The sequence below is a fragment of the Sphingobium sp. GW821-FHT02B05 genome, from assembly GCF_059421905.1.
Genome location: NZ_JBWKVW010000001.1, coordinates 997656 through 1012400 on the forward strand (window position 1 = coordinate 997656; position 14745 = coordinate 1012400).

The 14745-nt window shown below is 63.5% G+C and carries 13 protein-coding genes and 1 tRNA gene; 9 read left to right on the top strand and 5 right to left on the bottom strand.

Features of this window, described 5'->3' with window-relative positions:
- The first annotated feature begins 17 nt into the window (after positions 1–17).
- The gene (gene trxA / locus AC07UX_RS05000) at positions 18–338 is read left to right on the top strand and encodes a thioredoxin (protein ID WP_120250131.1); all 321 of its coding nucleotides are present in this window, start codon (positions 18–20) and stop codon (positions 336–338) included.
- Between the two features lie 17 nt (positions 339–355).
- On the opposite strand, the gene AC07UX_RS05005 is transcribed toward trxA, so the two are convergent.
- From AC07UX_RS05005 to AC07UX_RS05020, 4 genes are read right to left on the bottom strand one after another with little or no spacing between them, the layout of a single operon-like run.
- Positions 356–964, bottom strand: coding sequence for a glutathione S-transferase family protein (locus AC07UX_RS05005; RefSeq protein WP_495190864.1), 609 nt, complete (start codon positions 962–964; stop codon positions 356–358).
- 11 nt (positions 965–975) lie between these two features.
- Positions 976–1770 (bottom strand): inositol monophosphatase family protein, encoded by a 795-nt coding sequence (locus AC07UX_RS05010; RefSeq protein WP_495190865.1) that lies wholly within the window; start codon positions 1768–1770, stop codon positions 976–978.
- Positions 1770–2996, bottom strand: a complete 1227-nt coding sequence (argJ, locus tag AC07UX_RS05015; RefSeq protein ID WP_495190866.1) for a bifunctional glutamate N-acetyltransferase/amino-acid acetyltransferase ArgJ — start codon at positions 2994–2996, stop codon at positions 1770–1772. The genes AC07UX_RS05010 and argJ overlap by 1 nt, the downstream gene beginning before the upstream one ends.
- Positions 2997–3031: 35 nt before the next feature.
- The gene (locus tag AC07UX_RS05020; protein WP_495190867.1) at positions 3032–4576 is read right to left on the bottom strand and encodes an ArnT family glycosyltransferase; all 1545 of its coding nucleotides are present in this window, start codon (positions 4574–4576) and stop codon (positions 3032–3034) included.
- Positions 4577–4819: 243 nt separating this feature from the next.
- On the opposite strand from AC07UX_RS05020, the gene secA reads away from it, so the two are divergent.
- Both secA and AC07UX_RS05030 read left to right on the top strand, forming a co-directional pair.
- Positions 4820–7555, top strand: a complete 2736-nt coding sequence (secA, locus tag AC07UX_RS05025) for a preprotein translocase subunit SecA (protein ID WP_495190868.1) — start codon at positions 4820–4822, stop codon at positions 7553–7555.
- A gap of 133 nt (positions 7556–7688) precedes the next feature.
- A complete protein-coding gene (locus AC07UX_RS05030) occupies positions 7689–8045 on the top strand; it encodes a PilZ domain-containing protein (RefSeq protein WP_120250135.1) in 357 nt (118 codons plus the stop codon).
- A gap of 20 nt (positions 8046–8065) precedes the next feature.
- Here AC07UX_RS05030 and AC07UX_RS05035 read toward each other — a convergent pair.
- A tRNA-Ser gene (locus AC07UX_RS05035) sits at positions 8066–8155 on the bottom strand.
- A 145-nt stretch (positions 8156–8300) separates the two neighbouring features.
- Here AC07UX_RS05035 and AC07UX_RS05040 point away from each other — a divergent pair.
- From AC07UX_RS05040 to metG, 6 genes are read left to right on the top strand one after another with little or no spacing between them, the layout of a single operon-like run.
- A complete protein-coding gene (locus tag AC07UX_RS05040; protein WP_495190869.1) occupies positions 8301–9338 on the top strand; it encodes a lytic murein transglycosylase in 1038 nt (345 codons plus the stop codon).
- Positions 9322–10317 (top strand): septal ring lytic transglycosylase RlpA family protein, encoded by a 996-nt coding sequence (locus AC07UX_RS05045; RefSeq protein ID WP_495190870.1) that lies wholly within the window; start codon positions 9322–9324, stop codon positions 10315–10317. Before AC07UX_RS05040 ends, AC07UX_RS05045 begins: the two co-directional genes overlap by 17 nt.
- Positions 10318–10365: 48 nt before the next feature.
- On the top strand, positions 10366–11529 hold the full coding sequence (locus AC07UX_RS05050) for a D-alanyl-D-alanine carboxypeptidase family protein (RefSeq protein ID WP_495190871.1): 1164 nt from the start codon (positions 10366–10368) through the stop codon (positions 11527–11529).
- The gene (gene tmk, locus AC07UX_RS05055) at positions 11526–12167 is read left to right on the top strand and encodes a dTMP kinase (RefSeq protein WP_495190872.1); all 642 of its coding nucleotides are present in this window, start codon (positions 11526–11528) and stop codon (positions 12165–12167) included. Before AC07UX_RS05050 ends, tmk begins: the two co-directional genes overlap by 4 nt.
- Positions 12164–13135: a DNA polymerase III delta subunit-related protein gene (locus AC07UX_RS05060; protein ID WP_495190873.1), complete on the top strand. Its 972-nt coding sequence runs from the start codon at positions 12164–12166 to the stop codon at positions 13133–13135. The genes tmk and AC07UX_RS05060 overlap by 4 nt, the downstream gene beginning before the upstream one ends.
- Before the next feature lie 42 nt (positions 13136–13177).
- A complete protein-coding gene (gene metG / locus AC07UX_RS05065; protein WP_495190874.1) occupies positions 13178–14740 on the top strand; it encodes a methionine--tRNA ligase in 1563 nt (520 codons plus the stop codon).
- Positions 14741–14745 lie beyond the last annotated feature (5 nt).

Consider the following 14745-nt stretch of genomic DNA (forward strand, 5'->3'; position numbering starts at 1 on the left):
AAGTAAAGGAGACACCCATGGCCACCAAGGCAGTTACCGACCTCAGCTTCAAGGACGACGTCATCAATGCGGACAAGCCCGTGCTTGTCGATTTCTGGGCCGAATGGTGCGGCCCGTGCAAGATGATCGGTCCGGCCCTGGAGGAAATCTCCGAGGAACTGGCCGACAAGGTCATCATCGCGAAGATCAATATCGACGAAAATCCCGATGCACCGGGCCAATATGGCGTGCGCGGCATTCCGACGATGATCCTGTTCAAAAATGGCGAAGCGGCAGCGACCAAGGTCGGCGCCGCGCCCAAGAGCGCGCTCAAGGGCTGGATCGAAAGCGTCCTGTAAGCGGTTCAGCGGGGGGCCTATGTCAGCGGGATCATCACCGACTTGACATAGGCCGACCGCCCGCGCAGCCGGTCGTACCAGGCGCGCACATGCGGCACATCGGGCCGCTCCATGTCGAGCGTGAAAAACGTGTGGGCATAGACGCCCATCGGCACGTCTGCGACACCGAAAGAGACACCTGAAAGCCAGGGTTGCACCGCCAGCGTGCGGTCCAATATCCGCATCGCCGCGCCGGATGCCGCCGCCGACGCCGCCAGTAGCTGTCCATCTCGCTGTTCGGGCCCGCGTCGCACCAGTTGCAGGAAGGCGTCGCGCTGCGCATCGGCGAAGGCGAATTGCCAATCCATCCACTTGTCGCCTTGCGCGCGCTCCGCAGGATTGGCCGGCCACAGGGCAGGGGCGTAACGCGCGGCCAGATAGCGCAGGATCGCGTTGGACTCCCACAAGGTAACGTCGCCATCCTCGATCGTGGGGATCAGCGCATTGGGGTTCTTCGCCAGATAGTCCGCATTCATGCCAAAGGCGCCGCCCACATCATGGCGGACATAGGGCACGCCTATTTCGTCGGCGAACCAAGCGACCTTCTTCACATTATGCGAATTCAACCGGCCCCAGATCGTCAGCATGGAATATCCTTTTACCCGAACAGCGTCGCGGCCGCCTGATCCCACAGGCGCGGCGAAGATGCCCCCATCAACCCACGCCGGAGGTCGCCCACCAGATAAGGCGTTCCGTCGGTGCGCTGGCAGCAACCGCCCGCCTCATTGACGAACAGCGTGCCCGCCGCATGATCCCAGGGCAAGGTGCGCGCAAAGACGGACACGTCATTCTGCCCCAGAACCAATCGTGGATATTGTTCGGCGGCGCAGCGGGGAATATCCACCAGCGTGAAACTGCCTTGCGACCGGCGCTGAATATCGGCGCGCTCTTCCTCCGGCATGAAATAGACGGCCAGCGCCGCGATCGGCAGGTCGCCGCCGCTCTCGCGCGCCTGCACCCGTTCACCATCGATATGGCTGCCGCCGCCCAGCATGGCGTGGCAGATCCGCCCGGTCAGCGGGTCGAGTATCCAGCCAGCCAGGGTCGTGCCGCCATCGACTAACGCCACCATGATCCCGAAAGGTGCCTTGCCCGCCGCGAAATTGCCGGTCCCGTCGATCGGGTCGATGATCCAGTTCAAGCCCTGACCGGCCCGGTCCAATATGGCGGGGTCGGCGGCGCAGGCTTCCTCACCGATGATGCCAGCTTCGGGCAGGATCGCGGCCAGCCCTTCGGCCAGACGCCATTCGCTTTCCTTGTCGGCGATGGTGACGAAATCGTTCGCCGCCTTTTCGCTGACTTCATCGCCGGACAGATTCTGGTAACGCGGCATGACGATATCGCGCCCAACCTGCCGCATCAGCGCGACGACGGGTTCATGCAGTTCCAGCATCAGCTACGATAATCCGCATTGATAGAGATGTAACCATGGGTCAGGTCGCAGGTCCAAACCTGCGCGCGCCCTTCACCCAGGCCAATGTCGACGCCGATGACGATGTCCTGCCCCTTCAGGTGCGCGGCGACGGGTGCCTCGTCATAACCCTCGACCGCCAGGCCACCGGTCGCCACCTGCGTCGCGCCGAAGCGGATCGACAGCTTGTCCCGGTCGGCCGGTTCGCCGGCCTTGCCCACGGCCATGACCACGCGGCCCCAATTGGCGTCCTCGCCAGCGATCGCGGTCTTGACCAGCGGGGAGTTGGCGATCGACAAAGCGATGCGATGGGCGCTTTCGTCGCTTTCCGCGCCTTCGACGCTGATGTCGATGAACTTGGTCGCGCCTTCGCCATCACGCACCACCAGATGCGCAAGCTGGCGGCACAAATCGTTCAGCGCCGCGTGGAATGCGTCTGCGCCGGCATCGTCCATGGAGGCGAGCGGGACATTGCCCGCCTTACCCGTGGCGAAGGCCAGCACCGTGTCGCTGGTGGATGTGTCGCTGTCGACCGTAATGCAGGAAAAACTCTTGCGATTGGCGGCAGAGAGCATCTGTTGCAGCAGGGCAGGGTCGATCGCGGCGTCGGTGAAGATATAGCCCAGCATCGTCGCCATGTCGGGCGCGATCATGCCGGAACCCTTGATGATGCCAACCAGTTCGACCCGCTGCTCGCCGATCATGGCGGACACATGCGCGCCCTTGGCGAAGGTGTCGGTCGTGCCGATCGTGGTTGCGGCCTCTTCCCAGCCGCACGGTGCAGCGGCGAAGGCGGCTTCCAGCCCGGCCTCGGCCTTGTCGATCGGCAGCGGTACTCCGATCACGCCGGTCGATGACACGAAAATATCCGACGGAAGGCAGCCAAGGCGATTGGCGACCTTCGCCGCGATCGCTTCCACCGCGGCGCGGCCGCGATGACCGGTAAAGGCATTGGCGTTGCCGGCATTGACCACCAGCGCGCGGGCCGAGCCTAGCGGAATCGCGTCACGGCACCATTCGACCTCCGGGGACGGGCATTTGCTCTGCGTCGTTACCCCCGCGACGGCCGTGCCGGCTTCCAATTCCACATAGGTCAGGTCGCATCGCGTCCATGCCTTATATCCGGCGCGCGCGGTACGCAGCATCACACCGTCAACGGCTGGCAGGATCGGGAAGGCGGCGGGAGCGAGGGGGGAACGATCGGTCATGGCGGCGAAATGCGGCAAAATTGGCCGGGGGTCAATCATTGCGCGACCCGGAAAGACGGGCCGGTTCGAAGATAGAGCCGGCCCACGCCATCGGGCATCGCCAGCATCCGATAGCCATGGCGACGGGCATAGGCGATCAGGCCGTCATCGGGACGCATCGGCAATTTGCGGGTGCCGTCTTCATAGCCGGTCAGGATGGCGGCTGGCGGGTTGCGGTCCATGTCGCCCAGCGTCGCCGGGATCATCGCATGGACCTGCCGCGCCAAAACAGGTCCCATCGTCCAGCCGGTGCGGTAGGCGAAGGGACCGGCGGCAAAGCGCGGGTCGAGGTCGAGTCCGCTGCCCAGGATCATGTGCGCAGAGAGCGTTGCAATATCGCCGCCGCCGCTGGCACGCACGGTCGCCCCGGCCCAGCGCGCGTCGGCCTCCGCCTCCAGAACGGGCGAGCCTGCGCGCAGCATCGCCACGACATGGCGGGTCGGCGCCAGCATGCCGGGAATGGCAGCCAGGCACAGCAATCCGAGCAAGGCCTGACGCCGAACGAAAGTCCAGCGGCGCGCGTCGTCGAGCAGATAACCCAGCGCCAGCGCCAGCGGCGGGAGCAGCGGCATGACATATTGGACCTGCGACGGGGTAGGCAGCGCCGCACCGATCAGCGCGCCGCCCGTCATCCAGATCGCCAGCCGCCGTCCGGGGGATCGGATGCGGCCCCGCGTCGCGATCCAATTGGCGCAGAGCAGAATGAGCGCGACAAGCGCCGGCCCTTTCCACAGATATTTGATGAGGTCGGTCAGCTTTTCCAGCGTGTCGAGTTCGTCGAAGGCACCGTTAGCGGCATACCAGGCATGGGGCGCGGTCGCGCCATAGGTCAGCACGCCATAGAAGAAGGCATCCGGCGCCACCGTCCAGGCGACCAGCATCGGTGCCATACCCATGCAAGCGCCCAGCGCCAGGCAACACGCCGCCTTGAACCCACAGCGTCCGCCCGTCACCAGCACGAACAGCCCGGTCATCAGGCCCAATGGCGCGAAATTCAGTTTGGTGGCGATGGCAAGGCCGAACAGCGCGCCAGCGGCCAGCCAATATCGGCGCATGCAATGGCGCAGCGCGAGCAAGCTGGCCATCAGTCCCATGGCGGACAGCAAGGTCGGAAGCATGTCATTGCGCACCACGGCGCCGGTGAACTGAAAAGCAGCGGTGGTCGCCACAAGCAATGTCGCGATGGTCGCGCTATCCCGCGACACGCCGGCAATACGCTGTGCCGTCCAAAGCGCCGCCAGCGTGGAAATTGCCGTCGCGGCTGTCGCCAGCCGCATCGCCAGCACCATATGATCGGGAATGAACGAGGCCAGCGGCGCAAAGATCCAACTGTGCAGCGGCGGCTGAAGATGGAGAAAATCACGGAAAATCAGCAGCCGGCTGCTGAAATAGGCACCGGCAACATATTGGCTTTCGTCATGGTCGAATGGAGTCGCGATTGCAGTCAGGCCGAACCACAGGACCAACGCCACCGCCACCAGTATGGCGACCGGCAGGGTACGGCTGCTGCGCGCCGGCGCCAGGACGAACGAACGATACAATTTTACGCCCCTTATTCTTGCTACGTCGTTGTGGCGCGGCTTGCGCGATGCAAAGCCTCGCGCGCCCTGATGACGCCGCCACCGGACGAAAGCCGCCTGCCGCGCAATCATGACATCGTCACGACAGGGTGGGTTCAACCGCACTCTGATTGACTAACGGATGTGCCGTGCCTAAATCGCGGCGCATATCTGCGTGCGTCTCTCGCAAGGAGGCGAAACGTCCCCCTATTGTCAGGAATTTGCATGTTCGGCGCACTCGCCAAGTCCATCTTCGGATCGTCCAATGAACGTTATGTGAAGTCGCTGGGCAAGATCGTTGACCAGATCGCCTCTTTCGAAGGCGCGGTGCAGGCGATGAATGATGAGGAACTGGTCGCCCAGACCAGCCGGTTCCGCGAACGGCTGGCCAATGGCGAAACGCTGGACGACCTGCTCCCCGAAGCCTTCGCCACGGTTCGTGAAGCGGCCGTCCGCGTGCTGGGCATGCGTCATTTCGATGTGCAGATGGTGGGCGGCATCGTTCTGCATCGCGGTGAAATCGCCGAAATGCGGACGGGTGAAGGCAAGACGCTGGTCGCGACACTCGCCACCTATCTCAATGCGCTGGAGGGGAAGGGCGTTCACGTCGTCACCGTGAACGACTATCTCGCCAGCCGCGACTGCGAATGGATGGGGCAGGTCTATCGCTTCCTGGGCCTCACCACGGGCGTCATCGTGCCGAACATCAGCGAAGATCAACGGCGCGAAGCCTATGCCGCCGACATCACTTATGCGACGAACAACGAACTCGGCTTCGATTATCTGCGCGACAATATGAAATATGACCGCGCATCGATGGTCCAGCGCCCGTTCAACTATGCGATCGTCGATGAGGTGGACTCGATCCTGATCGACGAAGCGCGCACGCCGCTGATCATCTCCGGACCGACCGACGACAAGTCGGAGCTGTACGTCGCTGTCGACGCGATCGTGAAGCAGATTGTCGAGGCCGATTATGAGAAGGACGAGAAGCAGCGCACCGTCACGCTGACCGAGGATGGCACCGAGAAGATCGAGCGACTGCTGGAGGATGCCGGCCTGTTGCAGGGCGCGAACCTCTATGACTTCGAAAATACCGCTGTCGTCCATCATGTGAACCAGGCGCTGCGCGCGGTCGTGATGTTCCGCCGCGACATCGACTATATCGTCAAGGATGGGAAGGTCGTCATCATCGACGAATTTACCGGTCGCATGATGGATGGCCGTCGCTGGTCGGACGGCCTGCATCAGGCGGTGGAGGCCAAGGAAGGCGTCCAGATCGAGCCGGAGAACCAGACGCTGGCGTCGATCACCTTCCAGAATTATTTCCGAATGTATCCCAAGCTGGGCGGCATGACCGGTACGGCCGCGACCGAAGCGGCAGAATTCTTCGAAATCTACAAGATGAACGTCGTCACCATCCCGACCAACCGGGCGGTGCAGCGCATCGACGAAGAAGACAGCTTCTACAAGAATCTGGACGACAAGTTCCGCGGCATCGCCAAGACCATCAAGGTCCATGCGGAGCAGGGCCAGCCGGTTCTGGTCGGCACCGTGTCGATCGAAAAGTCGGAAATGCTGTCGGAATTCCTGAAGCAGGAAGGCGTGCCACACGCTGTCCTCAACGCCCGTTTCCATGACAGCGAAGCGCATATCGTCGCGCAGGCGGGCCGCAAGGGCGCCGTGACGATCGCCACCAACATGGCCGGTCGCGGCACTGACATCAAGTTGGGCGGTAATCTGGAAATGCGGGTCGAGGACGAACTGCGCGATGTCCCGGAAGGGCCGGAGCGCGACGCCGCAATCGCCCGGATCGAAGCCGAGATCGAAGTCGAAAAACAGGAAGTGCTGGCCGCCGGCGGCCTGTTCGTGCTGGCCACGGAGCGGCATGAGAGCCGCCGCATCGACAACCAGCTGCGTGGCCGTTCGGGCCGTCAGGGCGACCCCGGCCTGTCGCGCTTCTACCTCAGCCTCGACGATGATCTGATGCGCATCTTCGGCCCGGACACGATGTTCGCCAAGATGATCCGGTCGAACCTGGAAGATGGCGAAGCGCTGCCGCCGTCCAAATGGCTGAGCAAGGCGATCGAGACGGCGCAGCGCAAGGTCGAAGCCCGCAACTACGACATCCGCAAGCAGGTCGTCGAATATGACGACGTCATGAACGACCAGCGCAAGGTCATCTACGAACAGCGCAGCGACATCATGGACAGCGACACGGTCGATGACGTCGTGGTCGACATGCGCCATGAGACAGTGAACGACCTGGTCGGCGCATCCTGCCCGCCAGGCACCTATCCCGAACAGTGGGACATGGACCGCCTGAAAGCGCGTACCGCCGAAATATTGGGGCTTGAACCTGATTTCGACGCCTGGCTGGCCGAGGATTCAGTCGATCCTGAAATGATCGAGGAACGTCTGTCGGCACTGGCGGACGAAGCCGTCGCCGAAAAGACCAAGGAGGTCGAGGCGTCAGACTGGCACATGATCGAAAAGTCGATCCTGCTCCAAAGCCTGGACCATCATTGGAAAGAGCATCTTTCGACGCTCGACGCTCTGCGGCAGGTGGTGCATCTGCGCGCCTATGCGCAAAAGACGCCGATCAACGAATATAAGCAGGAAGCCTTCGCCCTGTTCGAACGGATGCTGGAAAATATCCGGGAGGATGTGACCGGCTCCATCGCGCGGGTGCAGTTCCGCATGGAACAGCCCCCGTTGGAAGATTATGGCCTGCCGGTCCTGCCGGACTTCATCACCACCCATATCGACCCCTTTTCGGGCGAAGATAATAGCGCGGACATCGACGCCGGCAGCTTCGGGAGCGTCACCACCACCATTCCCCGCGCGCCTGTGGGCAACGCAGCGGCCGGCGAATATGCCAATCTGGACATCAGCCGCAACGCGCCTTGCCCGTGCGGTTCGGGCCAGAAATACAAGCATTGCCACGGCGCTCTGGCTTAACCTGACAAGGAAGGGCCAGGCGTAACGTCCGGCCCGTTTCCACCCAACCGGACGTTAACCAAGCCGTTTCATTCTTCCGTAATCTTCTGGATCGACTTTGGTCTAATCCCGGGGGGCAGCCGGGAGAGAGGCTATGGACAGCATGATCTATCGCGCGCGTGCGGAACGCCGCCGCGAGAGCCGCTACGACGCAGAGGTCGAGGCGACATTGAACTGGGACGGTATCAGCCAGACCGTCACCATTCGTAATATTTCCATCTATGGCGCGCTACTGACAGGGAATTGGCTGCCGCCGATCGGCGAATGGGTGACGCTTATCACCGAAGGGCTGGAAGTGTGCGGCACCGTGATCTGGGACGGGCCGGATCGCTGCGGCCTGCTGCTCAGTCATCCGGTCGATCCGCTGGCGATCATCGCGGAGGCCAGCATCCACAAGATGGAACTGCCACCCGTCATCCTCCATGGCACTGGCCCCAGCAGTTACGCCTGAAGCGTGATGTGGAATGAAAATGGCGGAAGCGGTGGGATTCGAACCCACGGTGAGCGTAAACCCACGGCGGTTTTCAAGACCGCTGCCTTAAACCACTCGGCCACACTTCCGTTAGGGGGCTTCCTAGCGTGCCGTGCGCCATTGCCAAGTCCAAAATCGCGATGGGCACGGTTCGTCGCCTTAACCGACCGGCCGTCGCAATAAAGGATTCACCTGCCGCCCTGCCTGTGCAACAACAAGGGGATGAGGGATTCTTTGCGTTCGTCCGTCCTGTCCGTGTTGCTCGGCCTGACTGCCATTACCGGCGGCAGTGTCGCGATAGTCCCTGCGCAGGCGCAGGATAGTGCCGATTTTCGTGCTTATCTGGAAGGCCTGAGGCCCAAGGCGCGGGCCATGGGCATCAGGGATGCAACGCTGGACAGCGTGTTTCCCACGCTGACGATCAATCCGCGCGTCGTGCAACTGGACCAGAGCCAGCCGGGCGGCGGCGCCTATTCACCCATCCCCAATTTCGAACCCTATCGCCGCCAGCATGTCGATGCTGCCCGCATCAGCCGGGGGCGTGTCGCCTATCAGGCAAACCGGTCGCGGCTTGCCCGGATCGAGGCGGAAACCGGCGTGCCGGAAGAGATCATGGTCGCCATCTACGGCCATGAAACCAATTATGGCAGCTATACCGGCGATTTCGACCTGATCCGATCGCTGGCCACTCTGGCGCATGAAGGCCGCCGTCGTGCCCTTTTCGAGCCTGAATTGCTGGCGACGCTCAAGATGCTGGACAATGGCGTACCGCGCAGCCGGCTGGTGGGGAGTTGGGCGGGCGCGACCGGCTATCCCCAATTCCTGCCGTCCGTGTATCTGCGCATCGCCAAGGATGGCGATGGCGACGGGAAAGCCGATATCTGGACCAGCGAAGCCGACGCGCTGGCCTCCATCGCCAATTATTTCGTGCAGTCGGGATGGCGCAAAGGCCAGCCATGGGGCGTGGCGGTCAGTGTGCCGGCCAGCTTCAATCGCGCGTCGGTGGCTGCCAAGACGGAGCCGGCCCGCTGCCCGCGCGTGTTCAACCGGCATAGCCGTTGGCTGACCATGGCGGAGTGGCGCAAGCTGGGGCTATTCCCCAATAGCGGTATATGGCCGGCCGATGGCGTCATGGCGACACTGCTGGAACCCGATGGACCGGGCAAGACCGCCTATCTGCTGACGAGCAATTATCGGGCGATCCTGGATTATAATTGTTCCAATTTCTATGCCTTGTCGGTGGGATTGCTGGCGGATGCTGTCAAACAATAAGGGGCTGTTCGTCACGGCCATGATTGTGGCGCTGGGCGGTGGCGGCGCCGGTGCGGCACAACCACAGCGGGCTGGTGCGCCAGCAGCCATTGCCAGCGACACGCCGGCACCTCTGGGTGCGCCCTATGCAGTGGGCGGCGTCACCTACACACCGGCCGATCCCGTTTCCTACGATGAGGTCGGCTATGCCGGCGAAAGCAGCGATGGCAGTCGGGGTGGCATGACCGCCAACGGCGAAGCCTTCGCTCCCTCCGCCATTACTGCGGCACATAAGACATTGCCATTGCCCAGCTATGTCGAAGTGACCGCACTGGATAGCGGGCGCACGATCCTGGTGCGGGTGAATGATCGCGGGCCGATGCGCAGCGACCAGTTGATCGCTCTGTCGCCCGGCGCGGCATCGCAACTGGGCGTGAGCGGTCAGGCCATGGTTCCCGTGCGCGTGCGCCGGGTCAACCCGCCAGAGCAGGAACGCGCCGTGCTGCGCGGGCAGGGGCAGGCCGCCGAACGGCTGGAAACGCCGGCGGCGCTTTTGCGTGTGTTGCGAACCAAGCTGCCCGCCGTTTCGCATGCTGCGGCCACGCCGGCCCGAGCAGCAGCGCCGACGAAGCCCAAGCCTGACCCAGTCGCCGCCCGGCACGTTGCGTCGGCCAGGCCTGGCGCCGATTTCGATCAGGCGCCGCCGCCAGCACGCATCGCCACCCAGACGGCAAAACCCCCTCCCAAGCCGGTTCAGGCTTCCGCGCCCGTGGCGCCGCCGCGCACTGGTGGCTATATCGTTCAGGTCGGGGCCTTCTCGTCTCAAGCGCGCGCCCAAACCGTAGCGAAAAGCATCGGCGCCCGTGCCGAAGCGGGCGCAGGGATATGGCGCGTGCGTCTTGGCCCCTATCCCACGCAACAGGCTGCGCAGGCCGCCGTGCGGTCCGCCGCAGCCAAAGGCTTTGAGAATGCCCGCATCATGGCTAATGACGCACGATAGAGATCGCATATGTCTGAGCGATTCCATCTTATTCGAAGGCAGTTTCCGATGAAGAAAAGCGTTGCAGTCCTCCTCGCCGCCGGGCTGCTGGCCCAGCCGCTGATCGCGGCCGCGCCGCCCTATACCAGCGAAGCGCCCATCGCTTATATGAAGGATCTGTCGTCAGGCGCCGTGCTGTACGACAAGGGCGGCGAAACCCGCATGCCGCCGGCGTCGCTGGCAAAGATGATGACGGCGCATGTCGCCTTCCGCCTGATCCAGAAGGGCGAATTGAAACTGGACACCAAGTTCACGGTGCGCCCGGAAACCTGGAAGCAGTGGCATGGACCGCAGGCCGGATCGACCATGTTCCTGTCGGTCGGCGAGCAGGTGTCGGTGGAAAATCTGCTGCATGGCATCGTCACCCTGTCAGGCAACGACGCCTGCGTCGTTCTGGCGGAAGGGATTGCCGGTACGGAGCAGGCCTTCGTCGCGGCGATGAATGAGGAGGCCAAGCGGCTTGGCCTGAAGAACAGCCATTTCGGCACCAGCAATGGCTGGCCGGACGAAGGCGTGACCTATGTGACCGCCGAGGATCTGGCCAAGCTGGCCGAGGCGACGATCGTCGAGACGCCCGATCTCTACAAGCGTTTCTACGCCACCCGCTCCTTCACATGGGGCAAGACGATGGGCGGATCGGACATCGCACAGGCGAACCGCAACCCCATTTTGGGCAAGATCGCCGGCGCCGATGGCCTCAAGACCGGCCATACCGAGGAGGCCGGTTTCGGCTTTACCGGCTCGGCCGAACAGGATGGCCGCCGCCTGATCATCGTCACCGCCGGCTCCACCAGCTTCAACGGCCGCGCCACCGAAGCCGTGCGCTTCATGGACTGGGGCTTCAAGGCGTGGAAGGCGCAGCCTTTGTTCAAGAAAGGGCAGACGGTCGAAACGGCCGCAGTCCAAATGGGCAGCGCGACGAGCGTGGCGCTGGTCGCGCCGCAGAACATGGCCGTCACCCTGCCGCGCACGGCATCTGCCAACGTGCAGGTAAAGGTCGTCTATACCGGCCCGATCAAGGCACCGATCGCCAAGGGCCAGCAGATCGCCCAGCTGATCGTCCAGACGCCCGACACGCCGCCGCAGATCATGCCACTGGTCGCGGGTGAGGATGTGGCCGAAGCGGGCATTTTCGGCCGGCTTTGGAATGGCCTGAAGTCGTTGTTCGCTTGACGCCCAGATCATCAGCTAGCGGGCGTTTCCTATCGCTGGAAGGTGGCGAAGGCGCGGGCAAGTCGACTCAGTTGCGGGCACTTGCCGCTGCTTTGCGCGTCCGCGGCCTGGAGGTGATCGAGACGCGCGAGCCGGGCGGGAGCGAGGGGGCGGAGGCGATCCGCGCCCTGCTGCTGACCGGCGGCGCAGATCGATGGAGTCCGCGTGCCGAAGCTTTGCTGTTTGCGGCAGCGCGGGCGGACCATATCGAAAAGACGATCCGGCCGGCGCTGGCGCGGGGTGCCTGGGTGCTGTCGGATCGGTTCCTTGATTCCAGCCGCGCCTATCAGGGGCAGGGCGAATTGAGCGACGCCGACATATTGGCGCTGCATCGGATCGGCAGCGCAGGCTTCCTGCCCGATCGCACATTGTTGCTGACGCTGCCCGAAGCAGAAGCCAGCGGCCGGGCGCGGGCGCGCGATGGCGATGCGACCGACCGTATTGGCGGGCGGGCGAGCGATTTCCATCGTGCCGTCGCCGATGCCTTCGCCCGCTTCGCGCAGGAGGAAAGCGACCGAGTCCACGGCATCGACGCCTCCGGTCCGGCCGAAGTGGTGACGGTGCGGCTGCTGGACGCGATCGAAGACCTGCTGCCATGACGGCACTGCTGGGACACGATGACCAGACGCGCACGCTGACCATGGCGGCACGTAGCGGACGCATGCACCATGGCTGGATTCTTGCCGGCCCCAAAGGCATCGGCAAGGCCAGCTTCGCGCGCGCCTTGGCGATGCGATTGCTGGCAGACGCCGCCGGTCCGTCGATCGAGGAAGAGGGGCTGTTCGTGCCCCAAAGCCATCCGATCCGCCGACTTATCGAGGCGACCGCCCATCCCGACTATGCCGAACTGGCGCCGCTGGAGAAGGAAACCGGCACCGCCCGCAATATCAGTGTGGACCAGATACGCGGACTGGCGCGGCTGACCCAGTCGGCCCCGTCGCTGTCGGAGCGTCGTGTGGTCGTGGTGGATAGTGCTGACGATCTGGAGCGGGGCGCGGCCAATGCGCTGCTCAAGACGCTGGAAGAGCCGCCGGCGGATATGATCTTCCTGCTGGTCAGCCATGCGCCGGGACGGTTGTTGCCGACCATCCGGTCGCGCTGCCGCACGCTGCGCTTCGATCCGCTGGACCATGCTACGATGCGCGCGGTCCTCAAGGCCACGGACGAGACGCTTTCGCCGCAGGAAGTGGACGCTTTGGTGCGCGCAGGTGACGGATCGCCGGGGCAGGCGCTGCGCTATGCAGGCCTCAACCTTTCGGAGATCGAACAGGCGCTCAGCAGTCTGGCGATGCAGGGCGATCCCGGCAATCGTCAGCGGCTGGCGCTGGCCAGGGCGCTGGCGCTCAAGGCCGCCAAGCCGCGTTATGAGGCGTTTCTGGAGCGCGCGCCCGCCTTCATCGCGCAGGCGGCACGAACCAAACAGGGGCCGGCGCTGGGTCAGGCGCTCGATCATTGGGAAAAGGCGCGCCATCTGGCCGGTGGCGCGGTGATCCTGTCGCTCGATCCGGCGGCGGTCGTGTTCGAACTGGCGGGCCATGTCGCGGCGCTGGCCCCATCGCACGCATAAAGCGACTTTGCGCCGCCCATAACAGCCGCTAGGGATGGCGCCATGTCCAAGCCCTTCACCATCACCACCGCCATTTCCTATCCCAACGGCCGCCCGCATATCGGCCATGCCTATGAGGTGATCGCCACCGACGCGGTCGCGCGGTTCCAGCGGATGATGGGCCGCGACGTTTTCTTCCAGACCGGCACCGACGAACATGGACTGAAAATGGCGCAGACCGCGCGCAACCGGGGGATCGAGCCGCGCGAGCTGGCCGATGAAATGGCCGGCTATTTCAAGCAGATGAATGAGAGGCTGAATATCAGCCATGATCGCTTCATCCGCACCAGCGAACCGGATCATCACGCCGCCAGCCAGGCGATCTGGCAGGCGATGGAGGCCAATGGCGACCTGTATCTCGGCCGCTACGAAGGTTGGTATTCGGTCCGCGACGAAGCCTTTTACGACGAGAAGGAAATCGTCGAGGGGGAAGGGGGCGCGAAGCTATCTCCCCAAGGTACGCCCGTCGAATGGACGGTCGAGGAAAGCTGGTTCTTTCGCCTGTCGGCCTATCAGGAACGGCTGCTGGCACTTTATGAAAGCCAGCCCGACTTCATTCAGCCCGACAGCCGCCGCAACGAGATTATGCGGTTCGTCGAAGGCGGCCTGTCCGACCTCAGCGTATCGCGCACCAGTTTCGACTGGGGGGTGAAGGTGCCGGGCAACGAAGGCCATGTCATGTATGTGTGGGTCGACGCGCTCACCAATTATCTGACTGGCTGCGGCTATCCCGACGATGCGGCGCGGATGGCGCGCTATTGGGCCGAGGGCGGCGATATCACGCATGTTATCGGCAAGGATATCGTGCGTTTTCATACGGTTTACTGGCCGGCCTTCCTGATGAGCGCGAAGCTGCCTTTGCCAAAACAGGTCTTCGGTCACGGCTTCCTGCTGAACCGGGGTGAGAAGATGTCGAAGTCGGTCGGCAATGTCGCCGATCCGATGGAACTGGCCGATCGCTTCGGCGTGGATCAGTTGCGCTATTTCCTGCTGTCCGAAGTCACGTTCGGCAATGACGGCAGCTATAGCGCTGAGGCGATCGTCGCGCGGTCGAACAGCGATCTGGCCAACAGCTTCGGCAATCTGGCGCAGCGGACGCTCAGCTTCATCGCTAAGAATCTGGAAGGGCGGTTGCCCGAAGCGGCGCCGCTGGATGTCGATAGCGAATTGCTGAATATCATCGCGGACGCCGCGCAAACCTTCCAGAGCGCCATGGCCGATCTGGCCCCGTCGGTCGCGATCGAGGCATGGATGCGCGCCGTATTCGCCTGCAACGCCTATATCGACGCGCAGGCGCCATGGGCATTGCGCAAGACCCACCCGGCACGGATGGAGGCGGTGCTGGCCACGCTCTATGAAGCGATCGCCAGCCTGGCCATCATGATCCAGCCGGTCATTCCGGCCAGCGCCACTGCGCTGCTGGACCAGATGGGAATCGATGCGAAGAAGCGTAGCTATGACGTCATCGGCAGCGACTTCTACGCTGATCTGCGCGCTTCGGGCTTCATTCTTGGCGCGCCCAAGCCGCTTTTCCCGCGACTGGAACTGACCGAGGCGGAAGGCTGAACGCC